Here is a 22,342-nt window from a genome sequence, read left to right as displayed (position 1 = left end):
CCGTACCGAAATCCTGCGCTAGATTGAACGCTCGATGACCCCCGGTGCGGCATCGGCGCGGTCAGACCCGAGCGGCGAAGGGCATCGAGTGAAGAGCGACGAGGGCACGCGGGTGGTGTGGGATGCCGGGGACATTTCCCGGGCGCTCACCCGCATCGCACACCAGATCATCGAGGCGAATGCGGGGGCCGAGGGGCTCACGCTGCTGGGGATTCGCACCCGCGGCGTCCCGCTGGCGCGGCGGCTGGGCACGATCATCTCGGAGGCGTCGGGCGTCGACGTCCCGGTCGGGGAACTCGACATCACGATGTACCGCGACGACCTGCGCCGCAATCCCACCCGCGCGGTCGGCCGCACGCAGATCCCGGGCCGCATCGACGACCGCGTCGTCGTGCTCGTCGACGACGTGCTGAACTCCGGGCGGACGGTCGTGTCGTCCCTGGAGGCCATCAAAGACATCGGACGCCCCCGCGCCGTCCGCCTGGCCGTCCTCGTCGACCGGGGGCACCGGGAGCTGCCGGTGCAGGCCGACCACGTGGGCAAGGACCTGCCGACATCGTCCGACGAGCGCGTCACCGTGCGGCTCGCCGAGATCGACGGCGAGGACGCCGTCACCATCACCCGAGGACTGGGAGCCTGAATGCATCACCTGCTGAGCGCCGCTGACCTGAGTCTGGGCCAGGCCACGGCGATCCTCGACGTGGCCGAGGAGATGCACGACGTGCAGTCCCGGCCGATCAAGAAGCTGCCCACCCTGCGCGGCAAGACGATCATCAACATGTTCTTCGAAGACTCCACGCGCACGCGGACGTCGTTCGAGATCGCCGGCAAGTGGATGAGCGCCGACACCATCAACGTCTCCGCGAAGGGCAGCTCGGTCAGCAAGGGCGAGTCGATGCGCGACACCATGCTGACGCTCGACTCGATGGGCGTCGACTGCTTCGTCATCCGGCACCCCAGCTCGGGGGCGGTCGCGCAGGCGTCCGGGTGGGTGCGCGCGAGCGTCGTCAACGCGGGCGACGGCCGGCACGAGCACCCCACGCAGGCCCTGCTGGACGCCTACACGATGCGGCGCCACTTCCGCGCGACGGGCGACGGCGAGTTCGCCGGCAAGAAGATCGCGATCGTGGGCGACCTGCTGCACAGCCGGGTCGTCCGCAGCAACGTGCTGCTGCAGCGGACGCTCGGCGGCGAGGTCGTGCTCGTCGGCCCGCCGACCCTGCTGCCCACCGGCGTCGAGACCTGGGGCTGCCCGGTCACCCACGACTTCGACGAGGTGATCGGCGAGGCCGACATCGTGATGATGCTCCGCGTGCAGCGCGAACGGATGTCGGGCGGGTTCTTCCCGACGGCCCGCGAATACGCCGAGGGCTACGGGCTGACGCCCGAGCGGCTGGCCCGCATGAAGGACGCCGCCGCGATCTTCCACCCCGGCCCGATGAACCGCGGGGTGGAAATCTCGAGCCAGGCGGCCGACGCGGCGGCGTCCCGGGTGCTGGATCAGGTGTCGGCCGGCGTCGCCGTCCGGATGAGCGTGCTGTACCACCTGCTGGGTGGGGAGGGAGAGAAGTGACCGACCTGCTGATCACCGGGGCGAAGCTCGCCGACGGGACGACGGGCGACCTCGGCGTCCGCGACGGGGTCTTCGTGCCGGCGTCCGAGGTGAGCGATCCTGAGCGTCTCGACGCCGACGGGCTGCTCGCCTTTCCGGGCCTCGTCGACCTGCACACCCACCTGCGCGAGCCCGGCCACGAGGACGCCGAGACCGTCGCCACCGGCACCGCAGCCGCGGCGCGGGGCGGCTACACGGCCGTCTTCGCGATGGCGAACCTCGACCCGGTGACGGACACGGCGGAGGCGGCGTCCTTCGTCGCCGAACTCGGACGCCGCGACGGCCACTGCGAGGTCGTCCCGATCGGGGCGGTCACGAAGGGGCTCGCCGGCGAGGAGCTCGCCGAGCTGGGGCTCATGGCGACGCACGCGGGCGTCCGGGTGTTCTCCGACGACGGGCGCTGCGTCTCCGACTCGCTGATCATGCGCCGGGCGCTCACCTACCTGAAGACATACGACGGCGTCCTGGCGCAGCATGCGCAGGATCCGCGGCTCGCCGGTCCGGACGCCTGCTGCCACGAGTCGGCGATCCAGGGGCGGCTCGGGCTGCCGGGCTGGCCGTCGGTGGCGGAGTCGGCGGTCATCGCGCGCGACGTCCAACTGGCCGAGTACTGCGGCGCGCGCTACCACGCCTGCCACATCTCGACCGCGGAGAGCGTCGACGTGATCCGGTGGGCGAAGGCCCGCGGCATCGCCGTGACCGCCGAGGTCACCCCGCATCACCTGCTGCTCGACACGCCGCTCGTCGAGAGCTACGACACGACGTTCAAGGTGAACCCGCCGCTGCGGACCTCGGAGCACCTCGAGGCCGTCCGGGAGGCGCTGGCCGACGGCACGATCGACGTCGTCGCCACCGATCACGCGCCGCACACCGTCGAGAGCAAGGATCACCCGTTCGACGTCGCGCTGCCCGGCATGATCGGGCTCGAGCAGGCGCTCGGGGTCGTCGTCGACGTGATGGTCAACTCCGGACGCATGGACTGGCCCACCCTCGTCGCCCGCATGTCGGCCAAGCCGGCCGAGATCGGCCGGCTGCCGCACCAGGGGCGTCCGATCGCGGTGGGCGAGCCGGCGAACGTCGTCCTCGTCGATCCGGGCGCCCGCGCGACCGTCGACAAGGCGGCTTCGGCGTCCAAGGCGCGCAACAACCCCTACGACGGACGCGACCTGCCCGACCCGGTCGTCGCGACCGTGTGGGCCGGGCGGGTCACGTACCGGCGCTGACGGCGTCCCCGAACCCGGCGACCCGCGTGCCGAGCCGGGTGAAGGCGGAGCGCAGGGCGTCGGGCTCGACGACCGTGAGCCCGCAGTCGAGGGTGAGCGCCGCGCGGGTGAGGTACCACGCGAGCACCTCCAGGCGGTCCTCCTCGCCGCGCACCTCGGTGCGCCCGTCCGGCAGCACTCCGAAGCGCACCTCCGGGCCCCACCAGCCGGCCGCAGCGACGGCGTCCGGCGCGGCGTCGTAGACGACGGCGTACGGGGTGCCGCGCCAGGCGTGGGCGACCGCGCGGCGGACGGCTTCGGCCGGATCGGGGCCGGGGCGCGGCCGGAAAGGCCACGTGGTGGCGGTGACGGCGTCCATGCGGTCGATGCGGAAGGTGCGCCAGTCGTCGCGGGCCGGGTCGAAGGCGTGGAGGTACCAGCGGCGACCGGTGGTGACGACGCCCGCGGGCTCGACGTCGCGATCGGCGGGCGGATCGCCGTAGACGAAGCGGACCCGCGTGCGGTCGCGGACGGCCCTGGCGAGCGTGACGAGGGCGTCGGCGTCCACGTCGCCGGTGGCCGGGCGTACGTCGATGACCTGGCCCAGTGCACGCACGTGCTCGCGGAGGGCGACGGGCAGCATCTGGTCGAGCTTGCCGAGCGCGCGCACGGCGGCCTCGCCGGCGCCGGTCACGTGGGAACCGGCGGCCACGCGCAGGGCGACGGCCACGGCGACGGCCTCGTCGTCGGCCAGGAGCAGCGGCGGGAGGCGCAGGCCGCGGCCGAGCCGGTAGCCACCCTCCGCGCCGTGCTCGCCGGTGACCGGGTAACCGAGCTGGCGGAGCCGGTCCACGTCGCGGCGGACCGTGCGGGTGGTGACGCCGAGCCGGTCGGCCAGCTCGGTGCCCGACCACTGGGCGCGGGCCTCGAGCAGCGAGAGCAGACGCAGGGCGCGGGCGGTGGTGTCGGCCATGAGCCGAGTGTGGCAGAGGCAGCGGACAGAACCTGTCCTATTGGGGTCGGATGCTGTGGTCATGCTCAAGCCAGACACGTACACCGAATCCGCCGCCCTCGTGGGCTACCTCGACGACCAACTCCAGGCGCTCCGCACCGCGGCGCACGGCCTCACCGACGAGCAGGCGCGCGCCACGCCGCTGCGCAGCGCCCTGTCCATCGGCGCCCTGCTGAAGCATGTGGCGTCCATCTGCGAGGCGTACGCGGACGCCGCGGCCGGGCTCCCGCCGCGCGACGACCGGTTCGAGGCGTACTTCGAGAACCTCCAGATGCTGCCGGGCGACACGCTCGAGGCCGTGCGGGAGCGCTTCGACGCCGCCGTGCCGCCGTACCTGGCGGCCGTGGCCGCGGCCGACCTGGACGCCGAGACGCTGGAGGACCCGGCGCCGTGGTTCGGCCTGACCGAGCGGATGCCCGCGAACAAGCGGTTCCGGCTCCTGCACCACGTGGAAGAGTTCGCGCGGCACGCCGGTCATGCCGACATCATCCGCGAGGAACTGGACGGTGCCACAGCGGGCAGCCTGCTGTTGGCCGTCCAGGGTCTGCCCGGCAACGCCTTCCTCCAGCCGTGGACGCCGCTCGGCGACGCCTGAGGGGCCGGTAGGGTGCGGGCGTGACCCTCGGGAAACGCCTGCTGCCGCTGCTGTACCTTCCGGTGTTCCTGGCGTGGTACTTCCTGCTCGAGGGGCGCCCGTCGGAGAACATGATCGTCGTGGCGTCCCCCCTGGACGCCCTGATCCCCTTCGACGAGCGCTGGGTCATCGCCTACTTCGCGTGGTTCCCGTACCTGCTGGGCTTCATCGGCTGGCTGTTCGTGAAGGACGCCCGCCCCTACCGCGAGATCCCGCGGCTGGCGTTTCTGCTGATCGTCGGCATGACCGCCTGCCTGATCGGCTACACGCTGTGGCCGACGACGCAGGAACTGCGTCCGGCGGTGTACCCGCGGCCCGGCGTCCTGACCGACGTCGTGGCATCCCTGCAGGGCTTCGACGACCCGAGCAACGTGTTCCCGAGCCTGCACGTCTACACGTCGATCGTCGTCGCGCACTGCCTGGCGACGAGCAGGTACGTCAGGCGCGCGTGGGTGCGTGTGGCCGCCTGGGCGCTGTGCGCCCTGATCGCGGCGTCCACCTGCTTCCTGAAGCAACACTCCATCCTGGACGCCTTCGGTGCGGCCGGCCTGTTCGTCGTGGTGTGGGGCGCCTCCCGGGCCATGGCCGCCGCCCGCGGCCGGCGTCGGATCGGGACGGACGCCGCGGCCGCCCGGCCCTGAGGCGTCCGTCGCGAAAAGGGCGGCTCCCTCTGGGGGAGCCGCGGCGCGGGCACCTATGCTGAGACCCCAAGCTCGCCGCGACCCGAGGAGCAGCCGTGACCACGATTCATCCGCCCGTCGCCACCGTCGGCGGCCCGAACGACCGCGTCACCGACGCGGAGCTGGACCGGTTCGTCGCGGAGAGCTTCGCCGGGCTCGACGTCGACGGCAAGAACGTCGTGCTGATCGTCCCCGACGCCACCCGCAGTTGCCCGCTGCCGCTCATCGTGAGCACGGTGCACCGGCATCTGATCGACCGCGTCGCATCGCTGCGCTGCGTGATCGCCCTCGGCACACACTCCTACATGGAGCCCGACGAGATCGAGCGCTGGTTCGGCGTCGACCCGGGCGAGCTGGACGCCGCGTACCCGGGCATGCCGATCGTGAACCACGAGTGGGCCGATCCCGAGCAGATCGTGCGCGTCGGCACGCTGACCGCCGAGCAGATCAAGGAGCTGTCGAACGGCGCGATGGAGCAGTCGGTCGACGTGGAGATCAACCGGTACGTGGTCGAGGCCGACGTCAACATCGTGCTCGGGCCGGTGTTCCCGCACGAGGTCGTCGGCATCTCCGGGGGCAACAAGTACTTCATCCCGGGCTGCGCGACCCACGAGGCGATCGACCTGTCGCACTGGGTGGGCGCCCTGACGGGCGTGGAGGACATGATCGGCAAGCGCGGCGTCACGCCGGTGCGGGCGATCATCAACGCGGGGTCGGAGATGATCCCGGGCGCGCGGCTGGCGGTGTCGATGGTGGTGCAGTCGGGGTCCGGGGAGTTGGAGTTCGCGGCCTTCGGCACGAGCGAGGAGTCGTGGGCGGCCGCCGCCGACGTGGCCGCCGAGAGCCACATCGTCTACGTCGACGAGCCGTTCACGCGGGTGCTCGCGATGATGCCGACGCGCTACGACGACATCTGGACCGCCGCGAAGGGCTGCTACAAGACCCAGCCGGCGATGGCCGACGGCGGCGAGGTCGTGATCTACGCCCCGCACGTCACCGAGATCTCCGAGACGCACCCCGAGATCTACGACATCGGCTACCACTGCATCGAGTACTTCACGAAGCAGTGGGAGAAGTTCGCCGACGTGCCGAAGGGCGTCCTGGCGCACTCGACGCACGTGCGCGGCGCGGGCACGTACGACCCCGAGACGGGCGTCGAGCACAACCGGATCAAGGTGACGCTCGCCACGCAGATCCCGCCCGACGTGTGCGAGCGGGTGAACCTCGGCTACCTCGACCCGAAGAAGATCAACCTGGAGCGATGGGAGGCCGACCCCGACGTGACGGTGCAGCCGAACGCCGGCGAGATCCTGCACCGGCTGAAGTCTGAGCGGTAGGCGTCCGGGCGGGTCGCGGGCGGACGCCGCTCAGCGGCCCGCCGACACCGGGCCGGTGGACGCCCGCACGACCAGCCGCACCGGAACCGTGACCGGCCCCGAGGACGCCTGCTTCGACGGGCCCAACTGCGAGATCACGTAGCGGATCGCGGCGTCGCCGAGCATCGTCAGCGGCGCGGCCACGGTGGTGAGCCCGGGCGCGACGATCGCCGAGGCGAAGATGTTGTCGAAGCCGATGACGCTCACGTCGCCGGGCACGGAGAGCCCCCGGTCGGACAGGGCCCGCATCAGCCCGATCGCCATGAGGTCGTTGAAGCAGATCACGGCCTTGAGCCGGCGCGCGGCGATCACCTCGCCGGCGGCGCGGCCGCCCGCGATCGTCGGGGCGAACGGACCGACGCGATGCTCGGTGAAACCCAGGTCGCGCGCCGCGTCGCGGACGGTGCGCCAGCGCACCCCGTCCGCCCAGGACGCCTCCGGCCCGGCCAGGTAGGTGATGTTGCGATGGCCGAACGTCAGCAGGTGCTCGGCGGCCCGGCGGATGCCGGCCGCCATGTCGGGGACGAAGCTCTGCAGCCCCGCGACGCGGCGGTTGAGCACGACGACGGGCAGCGACTTCGCGATCGTGCGGAGCTCGGTGTCGGAGAGGCGCGAGCTCGCGATGACGAGCCCGTCGAGCAGCGGCAGCGCGCGGTGCAGCATCTCGCGCTCGAGCTTCTCCGACTCTTGGGAATCGGTCAGCGACACCAGGAACCCGGCCTCGGACGCCGCCGCCTGACAGCCGCGGATCACCCGGAAGTTGAACGGGTTCGTGATGTCCGTGACCGCCAGGCCGAGGATCTTGGAGGTGTTGCGCGACGTCGGGTGGGTGATCTCGCGGCTGCGGTAGCCGAGCTCGTCGGCGACCTTGCGGATCTTCTCGGCGGTCTGCGCCGACACCCGACCGGGACGCGAGAACGCGCGGGACACGGTGGAGGGACTAACGCCGGCGACCTTGGCTACGTCATAGATCGTCGCGTCGGATCCCGATCCGTCCGCTGCTCTGCCCACCCCAGGGAGCCTAGGCCCGACGGCAACTTGTTGCAACGTGTATGAGCCGGACGCGGGCGGCCCTCGGGCGCGCCGCCCCTCCCCCGACCCTGCCGCGGTCAGCGTCGGCGTCCGGACGCCGGCGGCGTCCGGACGGGCGGTGGATAGCCGTGTGACGTTCTCCACCCTCTGGGGTGGAGAACGTCAGGTAGAAACGTCAGGCGGGGACGTTGAACACGTGGCGCGGGATATCGGAGACCAGGGAGTGGGCGACCTCGGACGCCTCGTCCATCTCGAGGCGGTGCTCGGCGACCAAATCGGCCAGGTGGACGCAGTCGAGGCGCCGCGACATGTCGTGCCGCGCCGGGATCGACAGGAACGCCCGCGTGTCGTCGATGAACCCGGACGTCTTGTAGAACGTCCCGTACTCGGTCACCGCGCGCCGGAACCGCTTGATCGAGTCGGGGGCGTCGATGAACCACCACGGGACGCCGACGTACATCGACGGGTAGAACGCGGCCAGCGGGCCCAGCTCGCGCCCGTAGGCGGTCTCGTCCATGGTGAAGACGACCAGGCGGAAGTTCGGGTTGGTCCCGAAAGCGTTCAGCAGCGGGCGCAGCGCCCGGACGCATTCGACCGCGATCGGGAGGTCGCCGCCGACGTCGGGCCCGAACCGCTCGAACGTCTCGGTGTGGTGGTCGCGGAACACGGCCGGGTGCAGGGTCATGACGAGGCCGTCCTCGCTGGCCATGCGGGCCATCTCGAACAGCATCGTGCGGCGCAGGGACGCCGCCTCCTCCACGCCGATCTTGCCGGTGCGGGCCTGCTTGTAGAGACGCTCGGCGTCCACGCGCGAGAGCGGCTGGGTCCCGAGGTCGGGATGCGAATGGTCGGCCGACACCGCGCCGTTCGCCTTGAAGTAGGCGCGCCGGTTCTCCATCGCGGCGATCCAGCCGCTGAAGGTGTCGGTGGCGACGCCGCTCACCTCGGCGAGCCGGTCGACGTTCGCGACCCAGTCCGGACGCCCCGACTCCAGGTAGCGGTCCGGACGGAACGTCGGCCGCACCTGGCGGTGGAACGAGGAGTCGCCGGCGAGCTGCTGATGGAAGCGCAGGTCGTCGCACGGGTCGTCGGTGGTGGCCATGAAAGCGATATCGAAACGGTCCATGAGCGCGCGCGGCCGGAACTCGGGCGTCGCCAGCTTGGCCGCCACCTCGTCATAGATCTGGTCGGCGGTCTCCGCCGACGGACGGACGCCGATCCCGAACACGTCGACCAGCTGGCTCTCCATCCAGTACTTCATCGGGGTGCCGCGGAAGAGGTACCAGTGCGTGCAGAAGATCCGCCACGCCTCGCGCGCCTGCTCGGGCGTGACGTCGTCCCGGCCCGGCGGGACGCCGAGGTCGGCCAGGTCGACGCCCTGGCCGTGGAGAATGCGGTTGATGTAGTGGTCGGGGCTGAGGAAGAGGCTCATCGGGTCGGAGAAGGGGATGTCGTCCGCGATCCAAGCGGGGGGCACGTGGCCGTGCGGCGAGATGATCGGGAGGTCTTTGACCTGCTCGTACAGCGACCTGGCGATGTCGCGGGTGGCGCGCTCGGCCGGGAAGAGCCGATCCGGGTGAAGGGTCAACGACGGTGTCATGCGGTCATTCTCACCCGGGATGAGCGATCGTCCGCAAGAACCCGGCGAAGATGCACACGGTTGCCTCCGGACGAGCCTTTCTCCCAACCGGAGGCACTTCGTGGCAATCTCTCGCGTGAAAGCGGCTCGGTCTGGTCGAATGGCACGCGAACCACCCGACACGGCCGTCGCGAGCAGGAACGCGCCCGGCCGCGAGCACGACGAACTCCGACGAAAGTCCGATGAAAGAGGGAGACATGACTGACGATCAGCAGACCGGAACCGCCGACATCGGCGTGGTGGGCATGGCGGTGATGGGGTCGAACCTGGCGCGCAACATGGCCAGCAAGGGCTTCACCACCGCGATCTTCAACCGCACCTACGCGAAGACCAAGACGGTCATGGACGAGCACGGCCACGAGGGCGACTTCGTGCCGTCGGAGACCATCGAGGACTTCATCGCCTCGCTCAAGAAGCCCCGCCGCATCGTGATGATGGTCAAGGCCGGCGCCGGCACGGACGCGGTGATCGACGAGATCGCCCCCCTGCTCGAGCACGGCGACATCCTCATCGACGGCGGCAACTCGTTCTTCCAGGACACCCGCCGGCGCGAGGCCAAGCTCCGCGAGCTGAACCTCAACTTCATCGGCTGCGGCATCTCCGGCGGCGAGGAGGGGGCGCTCAAGGGCCCGTCCATGATGCCGGGCGGCCCGAAGGACTCCTACACCCACGTCGGCCCGATCCTGGAGAAGATCTCGGCCCAGTACAACGGCGAGCCGTGCTGCACGTGGATCGGCACCGACGGCGCCGGCCACTTCGTGAAGATGGTGCACAACGGGATCGAGTACGCCGACATGCAGTTCATCGGCGAGGCGTACGAGTTGCTCAAGGGCATCGGCGTGTCCGCCGCCGAGGCCGCCGACATCTTCGCCCAGTGGAACACGGGCGACCTCGACTCGTACCTGATCGAGATCACCTCCGAGGTGCTCCGCCAGGTGGACGCCGAGACCGGCAAGCCGCTCGTCGACATCATCACGGACGCCGCCGGCATGAAGGGCACCGGCACGTGGACGGTGCAGGAGTCGATGAACCTGGGCGTCCCGACGTCGACGATCGCCGAGTCGGTGTACGCGCGCGCCACGTCGTCGTCCCCCGAGTTGCGGGAGGCCGCCCAGGGCGCCGATCTCGCCGGACCCGACCCCGCGGGCGGCATCACGGTCGAGGATCGCCAGGCCTTCATCGACCAGATCGCGGGCGCCCTGTGGTGCGCGAAGGTGATCGCCTACGCCCAGGGGCTCGACCTGATCCGGGTCGCCGCCCAGGAGTACGGCTGGGAGATCAACGTGGGCGACTGCGCCAAGATCTGGCGGGCCGGCTGCATCATCCGCGCGAAGCTGCTCGACCGCATCAGCAACGAGTACGCGGCCAACCACCTCACCACGCTGCTGGAGGCGCCGTCGATCAAGCAGGGCCTGGCCGACGCCCAGGACGCCTGGCGCTCGGTCATCGTCGAGGCGACGCGGGCCGGCGTCCCGGTGCCCGGGTTCGCCGCCGCGCTGTCGTACTACGACATGGTCCGCGCGCCGCGGACCAACGCCGCCCTCACCCAGGGCCTGCGCGACTTCTTCGGCTCGCACACGTACAAGCGCGTCGACAAGCCGGGCACGTTCCACACGGTGTGGTCCGGCGACCGCAGCGAGATCCAGGAGGACTGAGCCCTACCACCGCGGGCCCCGGGCGAACCGCCCGGGGCGCGCGGCGTCCCTGGGCGCCGAGGGCGAGCGGGGACGCCTGCTGCCAATCGCGCTCGGACGCCCTTAGACTCCAGGCACCGCCGGACAACCGACCCGACGACGACACGCGCGTATCCGCCACGAGCGGGCACGGAGGAGGACGAATGCTGGAAGACGGCACGACCGGTCTCACCATCGTGTGGGTGATCGCGGCGGTGGCGCTCGCGTGCCTCGCGTACGCGCTGGTGCTCACGCGGCAGGTGCTCGCCGCCCGCGAGGGAACGGTGCGGATGCAGGCGATCGCCAAGGCCGTCCAGGAGGGCGCGGCCGCGTACCTGAACCGGCAGTTCCGCACCCTCGGCATCTTCGCGCTGCTGGCGTTCGGGCTGCTGTTCCTGCTGCCGGGCGACGTGGGCGTCCGGGTGGGCCGCTCGGTGTTCTTCCTTCTCGGCGCCGGGTTCTCCGCCGCCATCGGCTACCTGGGCATGTGGCTGGCCGTGCGGGCGAACGTCCGGGTGGCCGCCGCGGCCCGCGACGACGATGGACGCGCCCGCGGCGCGTCCATCGCCTTCCGCACCGGGGGCGTGGTCGGGATGAGCGTGGTGGGGCTGGGGCTGCTCGGGGCAGCCGGGGTCGTGCTGCTCTACCGCGAGCAGGCGCCCGTCGTGCTGGAGGGCTTCGGGTTCGGCGCCGCGATGCTGGCGATGTTCATGCGCGTCGGCGGCGGCATCTTCACGAAGGCGGCCGACGTGGGCGCCGACCTGGTCGGGAAAGTCGAGCAGAGCATCCCCGAGGACGACCCGCGCAACGCCGCCACCATCGCCGACAACGTGGGCGACAACGTCGGCGACTGCGCCGGCATGGCGGCCGACCTCTTCGAGAGCTACGCGGTGACGCTGGTCGCGGCCCTCATCCTGGGCCGCGCCGTCTTCGGCGAGCAGGGCCTCGTGTTCCCCCTGATCGTGCCGGCGATCGGCGCGCTGACCGCCGCGCTCGGCGTCCTGATCACCCGCGTGCGCGGGCAGGAGTCCGCGCTGTCGGCCATCAACCGCGGCTTCTACATCTCGGCCGCCGTGGCGGCCGTCCTGGCCATCGCCGCGGCCTACGCCTACCTGCCGGCGACGTTCGCGGCCCTCCCCGGCGTCCCGGCCGACCTCGCCGGCACCCCCGGCGATCCGCGCTTGCTGGCGTCGGCGTCCGTGGTGATCGGCGTGGTGCTGGCCGGAGTGATCCTCTGGCTGACCGGCTACTTCACCGGCACCGATTCGCGCCCCACGCTCCACGTCGCCCGGACGTCGCTCACCGGCCCCGCGACCGTCGTCCTGTCGGGCGTCGGCGTCGGGTTCGAGTCGGCCGTCTACACGACCGGCGTGATCGCCGCGGCGATCTGCGGGGTGTTCCTGCTGTCGGGCGGCTCGATCCTGCTCAGCCTGTTCATGATCGCGCTCGCGGGTTGCGGGCTGCTGACGACCGTCGGCGTGATCGTCGCCATGGACACCTTCGGCCCCATCAGCGACAACGCCCAGGGCATCGCGGTGATGAGCCACGACGTGGACGCCGACGGCGAGGCCGTCCTGACGGCCTTGGACGCCGACGGCAACACCACGAAGGCCATCACCAAGGGCATCGCGATCGCGACGGCCGTGCTGGCCGCGACGTCGCTGTTCGGGTCGTACACCGACGGCGTGAACACGGCGCTGGCCCAGGTGACCGATCGGGCGGACGTCCCGGGGCTCGTCGCGTCGATGCTCAGCTACCAGATCGTCTCCCCGGTCACCCTCGTCGGCGTGATGCTCGGCGCGGCCACGGTGTTCCTGTTCGCCGGGCTCGCGATCGACGCCGTGACCCGGGCGGCCGGGGCCATCGTGTTCGAGGTGCGGCGGCAGTTCGCCGAGATCCCCGGCATCGTGACCGGCGAGGCGCGCCCCGAGTACGGCCGCGTCGTCGACATCTGCACCCGCGACTCCCTGCGCGAGCTCGCGACGCCGGGCCTGCTGGCCGTCTCGGCGCCGATCGCCGTCGGCTTCGGGCTGGGCGTGGGGCCGCTGGCGGGCTTCCTCGGCGGGGCGATCGCCGCGGGCGTCCTGATGGCCGTGTTCCTGGCGAACTCGGGCGGCACGTGGGACAACGCGAAGAAGCTGGTCGAAGACGGCCTCCACGGCGGCAGCGGCTCGGACGCCCACGCGGCGACCGTCATCGGCGACACCGTCGGCGACCCGTTCAAAGACACGGCGGGCCCCGCGATCAACCCGCTCATCAAGGTGATGAACCTCGTCGCCGTGCTCATCGCCCCGGCGATCGTCGCGCTGTCGGTGGGCGCGGGGGCCAACCACGTCGTCCGGATCGCGATCGCCACCGGCGCCATGCTCATCGCCTTCGGCGCGGTGATCTGGTCGCGGCTGCGCGCCAGCCGCGTCGACCGCGAGGGACGCCTCGAGCAGTTGGCCGCCGAGAGCGACTGAACCACGGGGTGGCGTGCGCCACCCGGACGCCCCGCGCGGCCCGGCGCCCAGTAGGATGAGCGCCACGAAGGGGGCGATTCCGTGACGATCTTTCTGGGCATCGGGGCCGTCGGGATCGTGCTGCTCCTGATCTCACTCGTGATCGGCGACCACGTCGAGGGCGTCCTCAGCGCGATCGACGCGGGCGACTGGCTGACCGGCGCCGGCCTGGCCGCGTTCCTCGGCGCGCTCGGCTTCGTCGGGGCGATCGTGCTCGACGCGACCGGCAGCGTCCCGCTGTCCGTGGCCGTGGGCGCGGCGTCCGGCACCGCGGTCGGGGCGGCCACCGGCTGGCTCACGCTGAAACTCCGGCATGCGTCGAGCGGGGCTGCCCCGCGCTCGCAGCAGCTGCTCGGCCGCACCGGCGTCGTGATCAACGCCATCCCCGAGGGCGGCTACGGCGAGATCCGCGTCCAGGGCACCGGCCAGTTGACGAAGCTCAACGCCAAGGCCGACCAGCCCATCGCCTCCGGCACCGAGGTGTGGATCGTCGAGACCCTCACCGCCACCAGCGTCCGCGTCCAGCCCACCCGGGGCGACGCGGCGTCCTGACCCTCGATCCACCTCAGACCGACCCCACCCCGCACACCCACCCACCCCACCACCCATGAAGGGATCGCCATGACCCCCACGCTGATCGCCATCATCGGCATCGTCGTCCTGCTCGTGCTGCTCGGCCTGTTGGTCGTCACGCGGTACAAGGTCGCCGGGCCGAACGAGGCGTACATCATCACCGGCCGCAAGGGGAAGGAGGTGAAGAACCTCGAAACCGGCGAGGTCTCCCAAGACCTGTCGGGCCAGAAGGTCGTGATGGGCGGCGGCGTGTTCGTCGTGCCGTTCGTGCAGCGGCTGCACGTGCTCGACCTGTCCAGCCGCCGCATCCCGGTGCAGATCCGCGGGGCGGTCTCCGGGCAGGGCGTGAAGCTGAACCTCGACGGCGTCGCGATCGTGAAGGTCGGCGGCAACGAGGATCAGATCCGAGCCGCCGCGCAACGGTTCCTGACCCAGCAGGAGGAGGTCGAGACCTTCACGCAGGAGGTGCTCGCCGGCGCCCTGCGCTCGATCGTCGGCTCTCTGTCGGTCGAGCAGATCATCCGCGACCGGGCGGCGTTCGCTCAGCGCGTCGCCGACGAGTCCGAGGCCGCGCTCACCGGCCAGGGCCTGCTGCTCGACACCTTCCAGATTCAAGACATCACCGACGACGGCAGCTACCTCTCCGACCTCGGGCGCCCCGAGGCCGCCCGCGTCGGCCAGATCGCCGCGATCGCCGAGGCGAACGCGCGGCAGGCCGCCGAGCAGTCCCGCCTCGCCGCCGAGCAGCAGATCGCGCTCAGCCAGCGCGAGCTGATGCTGCGACAGGCCGAGATCAAGTCCGAGACGGACGCCGCGTCCGCCAAGGCGGCGGCGTCCGGCCCGCTCGCGCAGGCCGACCGCGACCAGGCGATCCTCACCGAGCAGGAGAAGGTGGCCGTCCGGCAGGCCGCGCTGAAGGACCGGCAGCTCGACACCGAGGTCCGCAAGCCGGCGGACGCCGAGCGCTACCGCGTCGAGACCGAGGCCCAGGCGCGGCGCCAGTCCGCGATCCTCGAAGCCGAGGCCCGCAAGGCGGCCTCCATCGCCGCCGCCGAGGCGGACGCCGAGAAGTCCCGGCTCACCGGCGAGGGCGACAAGTCCCGCCGCGCGGCCCTGGCCGAGGCCGAGGCCATCGAGGGCGCCAAGCGCGGCGAGGCCGAGCGTGCCCGCCGTACCGCCGAGGCGGACGCCGTGAAGGCCGAGGGCGACGCGAAGGCCGCCGCGATCCTCGCGACCGGCCAGGCCGAGGCCGAGGCGATGAACAAGCGCGCCGACGCCTACGCCCGGTACAACGAGGCCGCCGTGCTCGAGATGCTCGTCTCGGTGCTGCCGCAGATGGCCCGCGAGATCGCGGCGCCGCTGTCGTCCATCGACAAGCTCACCGTGGTCAGCACCGACGGGGTGAGCCAACTGCCGCGCCAGGTCAACAGCAACATGGTCGAGGTGATGGAGATGCTGAAGAACACCACCGGCGTCGACCTCGCGCAGCTGCTGGCGAAGTACACCGGCCAGGCGACGTCCGATGCCGCCGCCGGCTCGCTGCCGGAGGCGTCCGAGCAGCGCCCGGCGCAGGCGTCCGGGGGCGAGAACCGCTTCTGAGGACGCCGCGGCGCGCAGAACCCCGGGAGGCTCGGCCTCCCGGGGTTCTTGTCGTTCTCGTGGATCGGACGCCGCTCAGTGGGCGGCGGCCGCGACCTCCTCGCGGCAGACGCGCCGCAGCAGGTCGGTGTCGGGGTCGAGGCCGGTCATGAGCTGGATCTGGTCGATGGCCTGGCCGACCAGCAGGTCGAGGCCGTCGAGCCCCGGGATGCCGGCGTCGGACGCGGCCGCCACCAGCCGCGACGGGCCGAGGCTGTAGACGAGGTCGAAGATCGCGCCGGAGGAGCCGGCGACGCGCCGGATCGTCTCGTCGGGCAGCTCGGCGGGGATGCAGTTGATCGTGACGTCGGCGCCGGCCGCGTCATCCTCCAGGGAACGCACCTCGAGCCGCTGCCCCAGCCGGACGGCCAAGTCGCTGAGGCTCGCCGTCGCCCGGTCGGCGTTGCGGGCCAGGACGACGACGTCGGTGACCCCCAGATCGGACAGCACGAGCAAGGAACTGCGCGCCGTCGGACCGTTGCCGAGGATCGCACCCCGGGACGCCGACGTGATGCCGAACCAACCCAGCGCCCGCACCATGCCGATGACGTCGGTGTTCTCGATGCGCGGGTTCCCGCCCTCGTGGTCGAACAGGTAGGTGTTGCCGGACTGCAGCAGCGTGGCGCGCTCGCTGGCGTCCCCGTACTGCAGCAGCTTCTCCTTCAGCGGGGCCGTGCAGGAGAGGCCGACCCACTCGGGGCCGCACTGGGCGAGGAAGTCGCCGAGGGTGTCTTCGTTGACCTCGAAGCGGTCGTAGCGCCAGCCGGTGAGCCCGAGCTGCTCGTAAGCCGTCGTGTGCAGCAGCGGCGACAGGGAATGCTTGATCGGGGAGCCGAGCACCGCGCAGCGGTGCGTCGGGGGGTATTGATCGTTCACCCGCACTACGGTAGCGCCGATATTTGGCGACATAACGTCCGTATTGCTCTAGATTCCACGCTATGACCGCACCCTTTTGCTACGTTCGTGCGGTCCCGACCTCCGGTGAAGCGAGTCTTTCATGACCAGAACCCCCCGTCACCTCGCCCTGTCGCTGCTCGCGGCGTGCGTCGCGTTCGCCCCGTGGGCGGCCGCGCAACCGGACGCCCACGCGGCCCCGACGGCGTCCGCACCGGCGGCCGCGCCGGCGGCGTCCGAGCCAGACGCGCCGGGGACGAACACCCCGGCGCAGGCGTCCGCCAAAGCCCAGGGCATCGGGGCGGGCGGCGCGAGCGAGGTGGGCGACACCTACATCGTGTCCTTCAAGCCGGGCACGTCGTCGAAGGCCGGCGCCGCGACGGCCGAGCGGGTGGGGGCGGATGTCGTCCGGCCGCTCGACCGGGTGTTCTCGGGCGCGATCGTCCAGGCGAACCAGGCCGAGGCGAGCGCGCTGGCGAAGCGTCCGGACGTCGCGAAAGTCACCCCCGACCGCGTCATCAGCGGGGCGGCGACGACCCAGGCGAACCCGCCGTCGTGGGGCCTCGACCGCATCGATCAGACGTCCCTGCCGCTGAGCAAGTCGTACACGTACACCCCCTCCGGACGCGGCGTCACGGCCTACATGATCGATTCGGGCATCAACCCCAACCACAACGAGTTCGGCGGACGGGTGCTCCCCGGGGTGTACGTCACCGACGTCGGCAGCAACACGCTCGACTGCCACGGCCACGGCACCCACACCGCCGGCACGGTGGGCGGGGCCACCGTGGGCGTCGCGAAGTCGGTGAGCCTCGTGCCGGTGCGCGTGCTCGACTGCAACAACCGCGGCACGGTCAGCGGGTTCATCGCGGGTATCGACTGGGTGATCGGCCAGCATCAGGCCGGCCAGCCGGCCGTCGCGAACATGAGCGTCGGCGCGGACTCCATCTCCACCGAACTGGACGCCGCCGTGGCGGCCCTCATCAAGGACGGCGTGAGCGTCAGCGTGTCCGCCGGCAACGACAGCAGGCTCGCCTGCAACCAGTCTCCCGCCCGCGTGCCCGCGGCGATCACGGTGGGCGCGACGACGGAGACGGACGTGCGCGCCGACTTTTCGAACTACGGGTCGTGCCTCGACCTGTTCGCCCCGGGCGAGGACATCACCTCCGCCTACAACGGCAACAACACCAGCGTCACCTCGATGTCGGGCACGTCGATGGCCGCGCCGCACGTGACGGGCACCGCGGCGCTCTACCTCGAGGGGCACCGCTCGGCGACGCCCGCGGCCGTCCGGGACGCCCTGGTCGCGCAGGCGACGACGGGCAAGGTGACGGATGCCAAGACCGGCTCGCCGAACCGGCTGCTGAAGACGTCGGGCATCACCGCCGCCGCGGCCGCCGGCACGTACTGGCCGGTGGAGCCGCGCCGCATCCTCGACACGCGCGTGAGCAACGCCAAGGTCGCCCCAAACAGCAGCGCCACGCTGCAGGTCACCGGCCGCGGGGGCATTCCGACGACCGGGGTGGCCGCCGTCGTGCTGAACGTGACGGTCACGCAGCCGGCCGCGGCCGGCAACATCACGGCCTACCCGACCGGCGCGGCCAAGCCGAGCGCGTCGAACCTGAACTTCGTGGCGGGCCAGACGATCCCGAACCTCGTGACCGTGCGGCTCGGCTCGGGCGGACGCGTGACGCTCGCCAACAACTCCGGCGGATCGAGCCACCTGATCGCCGACGTGGCCGGCTACTACGTCTCCGGGACGCCGACGGCCGCCGGCACATTCGCCTCCCTGAACCCGGCCCGCATCCTCGACACCCGGACGGGCGCGGCGGTGCCGGCGAACGGCGTCCGGGGGGTGCAGGTCGCCGGGCGGGGCGGCGTCCCGGCCAGCGGCGTCGGGGCGGTCGTGATGAACGTGACCGTCACCCAGCCGCGCGCGGCCGGCAACATCACCGCCTACCCGGGCGGAACCACCGCGCCCAGCTCGTCGAACCTGAACTTCGTGGGCGGGCAGACGATCCCGAACCTCGTGGTCGTGCGGGTGGGCTCGAACGGGCAGGTGAACCTGAAGAACAACTCCAAGGGCACCAGCCACCTCATCGCCGACGTCGCCGGGTACTACCGCGCCGGGACGCCGACCGTCCCCGGCTCGTTCGTCGCCCTGAACCCGGCCCGCGTCCTCGACACGCGCTCCGGGACGCCGCTGGCCGCCCGCGCCACCGGCGCGATCCAGGTGACCGGGAGGGGCGGGGTGCCGGCGAGCGGCGTCCTCGCGCCGGTGATGAACCTGACCGTCACGCAGCCCAAGGCCGCCGGCAACCTGACCGCCTTCCCCAACGGGACGGCCGAGCCGACGGCGTCCAACCTGAACTTCGTGGCGAACCAGACGATCCCGAACCTGGCGATCACGAAGATCGGCGTCTCAGGACGCGTGGCGGCCAAGAACAACTCCCCCGCCACGCTGCACCTCATCGCGGACGTCTTCGGTTACGTCCGCTCCTGAGCCCCGTGGGCGTTTCTACCTGACGTTCTCCACACCCTGGTGTGGGAAACGTCACACGCCCCACGGCGCTCGCGGACGCCCACCCGCGCCCTCGCAACGCACTCCCGGGGGACGCTCCACTCAGCGACGGGACGCCGCCGGCCACCGGCCGGCGGCGTCCGACAGCTCGGGGGGAAGGGGGCTGGGGCGCCCGTGGGCGTCCCCGTGCACGAGGACGGTCGTCGAGACGCTCGCCGGACGCCCGGAGGCGTCCAGAATCGTCTGCGCCAGCGTGACCGAGGTGCGGCCGAGGCGGGCGATCGCCGTCCGGACGGAGATCTGCTCGAGGGTGAACGCCAGCTGCCCGAGGTAGGAGAGGTCTTGGCGCGCGACCAGCCACGTGTGCTCGGGCCCCTCCCCGTTGCCGCGGATCGACGGGCCCGGCAGCAGCCCCGCCATCAGCCGGACGCGGGCCTCCCCCACGTAGTCGTAGAACCGGACGTTGTTCACGTGACCGTAGGAGTCCAGATCCGACCAGCGCACGTTCAGCGGCGTCACGTGAGCGCGCTCGCCGACGCTCCAGGACCCGAGATCGGGCAGCTCGACGACCTCGGTGCTCAACGACGACAGGAACGCCCGGTCCTCGGCCTCCAGCCGATGCGGACGCTGCGCCTCGAAGTCGAACAGGCAGCAGACCGTCTGCGCCCGCGCGACGAGCACGGCGTCCGCGAAGACCTCGTAGCCGAGCGTGAACCGCGCCGGCGTCACCTTGCCGACCTGCAGCTCGACCCGCAGAACGGACGCCGCGAAGTCGACCGCCCGGAGGTACTCCACCCGGTGCCCGACCACGATGATGCCGTTGCCGAGCAGGTGCGCGATGGGCCCGGCCAGGGTGAACGCGACGCGCGCCTCCTGCAGGACGTCGACCAGCTTGCCGTTGTTGACGTGCCCCTGCGCGTCGAGATCGAGCCACCGCAGCGGCACGTCGTAGGTGAACACGGTCAGGTCAGTCCTCGGCGTCGTAGAGGGAGTCGATCACGTCGGCGTACCGATCGGCGACGTGCGCGCGACGCACCTTCATGTTCGGCGTCATGATGCCGTCGGCGACGCTGAACTCGTGGTCGAGGATCGCGTAGCGCTTCACCGTCTCCCACCGCTCCAGCTTCGAGTTGGCCCGGGCCATGAAGCGGTCGATGGACGTGCGCACCTCGGGCAGCTGCGTGAGCTCGGCGTAGCTGAGGTCGGTCTTCTTGTGGTTCGCGGCCCACCGCTCCAGCGCGGCGGGATCGAGGGTGATGAGAGCCGAGATGTACTTGCGGCCGTCCCCCACCGCCGCGACCTGCGACACGTAGGGGACGTTCGCCGCCACCGCGTTCTCGATCTTCTGCGGGGCGACGTACTTGCCGCCCGAGGTCTTCATCAGATCCTTCTTGCGGTCGGTGATGGTGAGGTAGCCGTCGGCGTCCAGCTCGCCGATGTCGCCGGTGTGCAGCCAGCCGTCGACGAGGGTCTCGGCGGTCTTCTCGGGATCCTTGTGGTAGCCGCGCATGACGCCCGGCCCCTTCACGAGGATCTCCCCGTCGTCGGCGACCCGCGCCACCGTCCCGGGCACGGCGGGCCCGACGGTGCCGAAGCGCGGCCGCGACGGCGGGTTCAGGAACGTCACCGCGCTGCTCTCCGTCATGCCGTAGCCCTCGATGATCGTGATGCCGGCCGAGTAGAACCACTGCTGCACCTGCGGGCTCAACTTCGCGCTGCCCGACACCAGGAACCGGATGTTGCCGCCCAGCCGGGCCTTCAGCTTGCTGAACACGAGGCGGTCGGCGAGCGCGTAGCGCGCGGCGAGCAGGCGCGGCATGGGGCGTCCCTCGAGCCGGTACGGCCGGGACGCGGCGCCCACGGCGAACGCCCAGCGCGAGATGCGGCCCTTCAGGCCGCCGTTGGGGGACGCCGTCACCACCGCGTTGCGGACCTTCTCGAAGATCCGCGGGGCACCGCACATGAGGCTCGGGCGCGTCTCGCCGAGCCCGTTCACGATCTGGTCGATCTTGCCGTCGACGAATGCGGCGAAGCCGATGTGCAACTGGACGGCGATCAGGCACTTGCCGAACACGTGCGACAAGGGCAGCCACAGCAGGTGGCTGTCGGTCTCGTCGAGGAACCCCATGTGGGCCACGGCGGCGGCCTCGTACGTCCAACACTGGTGGGTGAGCTCGACGCCCTTCGGCAGGCCCGTCGTGCCCGAGGTGTAGATCAGGGTGGCCAGCGTGTCCGGCCCGGTGGCCGCGGTGGCCTCGGCCACGCAGCCCGGCTGCTCGGCCAGGTGCGCCTTACCGCGCTCGCGCAGGGCATCCCACGTCAGGACGCGGTCGTCGCCGCCCGTGTCGGTGCCCTCGAGCAGGATCACGTGCCGGACGCCCGCGTGCGGCTCCGCGTGCAGCTTGGCCAGCTGGTCGGCGTTCTCCGCGACGAAGATGCGGGAGTCGGAGTGGTTGACGATGTGGGCGAACTCCTCCCCCTTCGTGTTGGGGTAGACGGTCGTCGTCGCGGCGCCGACCATATTGACGGCCAGGTCGAGCAGCACCCACTTCATGCGCGTCGAGCAGGCGATGGCCACGCGCTCCTCGAAGGCGAGGCCCAACGAGAGCAGCCCGGCACCCAGGATGGTCGCCTCCTCCTTCGTCTGCGCCCAGGTGAGGCTGACCCAGGCGTCGTCGGGCCCCCGGAAGCGGTAGGCCTCCCGGTCGGGGGTCAGCTCGACCCTCCTGTCGAGAAGGGCACCCACCGAAGGGGCGCACTGGGCAAGAACCTCGTCCAGCTCGGTCATGGTCGTCCTTCGGTCAGCGTGGGTCACAGGTGGTCAGTCTAGGGATTGTGCAGCGCCGGCCGTCGCAACGCAACAGGTTGAACCGTCAACCGGTGGTAGAATGTCGTTATGTCTGTTCTCACCCCTGTCCACTGGCTGGATTCCGACCAGCAGGAGGTCTGGCGCGACTTCCTGGCGGCGGTGGCCATCATCGACACGAAGCTGGACGCGGCGCTGCGCCCCTTCGACCTCGATCTGGGCGAGTACGAGATCCTCGTGAACCTCTCCGAGGCGGAGGGGCACCGCATGCGCATGTCCGAGCTGGCGCAGGCCGTCCGGCAGTCGCGCTCGCGCCTCACCCACACCGTGGCCCGCATGGAGAAGAAGCACCTCATCGAGCGCCAGTCGTGCGCCGACGACCGCCGCGGCGTCATCGCGCAGCTCACCGACGAGGGCTACGACCTGCTCGAGCAGGCGGCGCCGACGCACGTCGACTCCGTCCGGCAGGCGTTCATCGACGCGGTGAATCCGCGCGATTTCGAGGCGCTCGGACGCGCGATGCGCGCCGTCATCGAGGTGGCACACTGA

18 protein-coding genes are annotated in these 22,342 nt (G+C 71.3%); 12 read left to right on the top strand and 6 right to left on the bottom strand.

Annotated elements, in window-relative coordinates:
- Positions 1-88: 88 nt before the first annotated feature.
- Genes pyrR through WMJ97_RS04585 form a run of 3 tightly spaced genes read left to right on the top strand, consistent with a single transcriptional unit; the run spans position 89 to position 2,835 of the window.
- Positions 89-640, top strand: a complete 552-nt coding sequence (gene pyrR / locus WMJ97_RS04595; protein ID WP_347347791.1) for a bifunctional pyr operon transcriptional regulator/uracil phosphoribosyltransferase PyrR — start codon at positions 89-91, stop codon at positions 638-640.
- A complete protein-coding gene (locus WMJ97_RS04590; RefSeq protein ID WP_347347790.1) occupies positions 641-1,573 on the top strand; it encodes an aspartate carbamoyltransferase catalytic subunit in 933 nt (310 codons plus the stop codon).
- Complete coding sequence (locus tag WMJ97_RS04585; RefSeq protein WP_347347789.1) at positions 1,570-2,835, top strand: dihydroorotase; 1,266 nt, start codon at positions 1,570-1,572, stop codon at positions 2,833-2,835. Before WMJ97_RS04590 ends, WMJ97_RS04585 begins: the two co-directional genes overlap by 4 nt.
- Here the strand turns inward: WMJ97_RS04585 and WMJ97_RS04580 are convergent.
- On the bottom strand, positions 2,819-3,787 hold the full coding sequence (locus tag WMJ97_RS04580; RefSeq protein ID WP_347347788.1) for a WYL domain-containing protein: 969 nt from the start codon (positions 3,785-3,787) through the stop codon (positions 2,819-2,821). The two genes, WMJ97_RS04585 and WMJ97_RS04580, sit on opposite strands and share 17 nt — an antisense overlap.
- Positions 3,788-3,848: 61 nt before the next feature.
- On the opposite strand from WMJ97_RS04580, the gene WMJ97_RS04575 reads away from it, so the two are divergent.
- The 3 genes from WMJ97_RS04575 (at position 3,849) to WMJ97_RS04565 (ending at position 6,477) form a co-directional block, all read left to right on the top strand.
- Positions 3,849-4,421: a DUF664 domain-containing protein gene (locus WMJ97_RS04575; RefSeq protein ID WP_347347787.1), complete on the top strand. Its 573-nt coding sequence runs from the start codon at positions 3,849-3,851 to the stop codon at positions 4,419-4,421.
- A 20-nt stretch (positions 4,422-4,441) separates the two neighbouring features.
- Entirely contained in the window at positions 4,442-5,101 is a 660-nt protein-coding gene (locus WMJ97_RS04570; RefSeq protein WP_347347786.1) for a phosphatase PAP2 family protein, read from the top strand.
- 95 nt (positions 5,102-5,196) lie between these two features.
- Positions 5,197-6,477, top strand: coding sequence for a lactate racemase domain-containing protein (locus WMJ97_RS04565; RefSeq protein WP_347347785.1), 1,281 nt, complete (start codon positions 5,197-5,199; stop codon positions 6,475-6,477).
- A 30-nt stretch (positions 6,478-6,507) separates the two neighbouring features.
- On the opposite strand, the gene WMJ97_RS04560 is transcribed toward WMJ97_RS04565, so the two are convergent.
- Positions 6,508-7,527: a LacI family DNA-binding transcriptional regulator gene (locus WMJ97_RS04560; RefSeq protein ID WP_347347784.1), complete on the bottom strand. Its 1,020-nt coding sequence runs from the start codon at positions 7,525-7,527 to the stop codon at positions 6,508-6,510.
- A gap of 196 nt (positions 7,528-7,723) precedes the next feature.
- Complete coding sequence (gene uxaC, locus WMJ97_RS04555) at positions 7,724-9,148, bottom strand: glucuronate isomerase (protein ID WP_347347783.1); 1,425 nt, start codon at positions 9,146-9,148, stop codon at positions 7,724-7,726.
- 236 nt (positions 9,149-9,384) lie between these two features.
- On the opposite strand from uxaC, the gene gndA reads away from it, so the two are divergent.
- The 4 genes from gndA (at position 9,385) to WMJ97_RS04535 (ending at position 15,533) form a co-directional block, all read left to right on the top strand.
- On the top strand, positions 9,385-10,842 hold the full coding sequence (gene gndA / locus WMJ97_RS04550; RefSeq protein WP_347347782.1) for an NADP-dependent phosphogluconate dehydrogenase: 1,458 nt from the start codon (positions 9,385-9,387) through the stop codon (positions 10,840-10,842).
- 182 nt (positions 10,843-11,024) lie between these two features.
- A complete protein-coding gene (locus WMJ97_RS04545) occupies positions 11,025-13,322 on the top strand; it encodes a sodium-translocating pyrophosphatase (RefSeq protein ID WP_347347781.1) in 2,298 nt (765 codons plus the stop codon).
- A gap of 81 nt (positions 13,323-13,403) precedes the next feature.
- Positions 13,404-13,913, top strand: coding sequence for an NfeD family protein (locus WMJ97_RS04540; RefSeq protein WP_347347780.1), 510 nt, complete (start codon positions 13,404-13,406; stop codon positions 13,911-13,913).
- A 69-nt stretch (positions 13,914-13,982) separates the two neighbouring features.
- Complete coding sequence (locus WMJ97_RS04535; RefSeq protein ID WP_347347779.1) at positions 13,983-15,533, top strand: SPFH domain-containing protein; 1,551 nt, start codon at positions 13,983-13,985, stop codon at positions 15,531-15,533.
- A 75-nt stretch (positions 15,534-15,608) separates the two neighbouring features.
- Here the strand turns inward: WMJ97_RS04535 and WMJ97_RS04530 are convergent, their stop codons facing one another.
- A complete protein-coding gene (locus WMJ97_RS04530) occupies positions 15,609-16,448 on the bottom strand; it encodes a shikimate dehydrogenase (RefSeq protein ID WP_347347778.1) in 840 nt (279 codons plus the stop codon).
- Between the two features lie 121 nt (positions 16,449-16,569).
- Here WMJ97_RS04530 and WMJ97_RS04525 point away from each other — a divergent pair, with 121 nt between their 5' ends.
- Complete coding sequence (locus tag WMJ97_RS04525) at positions 16,570-18,969, top strand: S8 family serine peptidase (protein ID WP_347347777.1); 2,400 nt, start codon at positions 16,570-16,572, stop codon at positions 18,967-18,969.
- A gap of 120 nt (positions 18,970-19,089) precedes the next feature.
- On the opposite strand, the gene WMJ97_RS04520 is transcribed toward WMJ97_RS04525, so the two are convergent.
- Together WMJ97_RS04520 and WMJ97_RS04515 are read right to left on the bottom strand one after the other, a co-directional pair.
- Positions 19,090-19,947, bottom strand: coding sequence for a thioesterase family protein (locus WMJ97_RS04520; protein WP_347347776.1), 858 nt, complete (start codon positions 19,945-19,947; stop codon positions 19,090-19,092).
- 7 nt (positions 19,948-19,954) lie between these two features.
- A complete protein-coding gene (locus WMJ97_RS04515; RefSeq protein WP_347347775.1) occupies positions 19,955-21,775 on the bottom strand; it encodes a long-chain fatty acid--CoA ligase in 1,821 nt (606 codons plus the stop codon).
- 108 nt (positions 21,776-21,883) lie between these two features.
- Here WMJ97_RS04515 and WMJ97_RS04510 point away from each other — a divergent pair, with 108 nt between their 5' ends.
- On the top strand, positions 21,884-22,342 hold the full coding sequence (locus tag WMJ97_RS04510; RefSeq protein ID WP_347347774.1) for a MarR family transcriptional regulator: 459 nt from the start codon (positions 21,884-21,886) through the stop codon (positions 22,340-22,342).

Source organism: Nigerium sp., assembly GCF_039811905.1.
Lineage (GTDB): Bacteria > Actinomycetota > Actinomycetes > Propionibacteriales > Propionibacteriaceae > Propioniciclava.
This window is presented reverse-complemented; position numbering and strand designations above follow the sequence as displayed.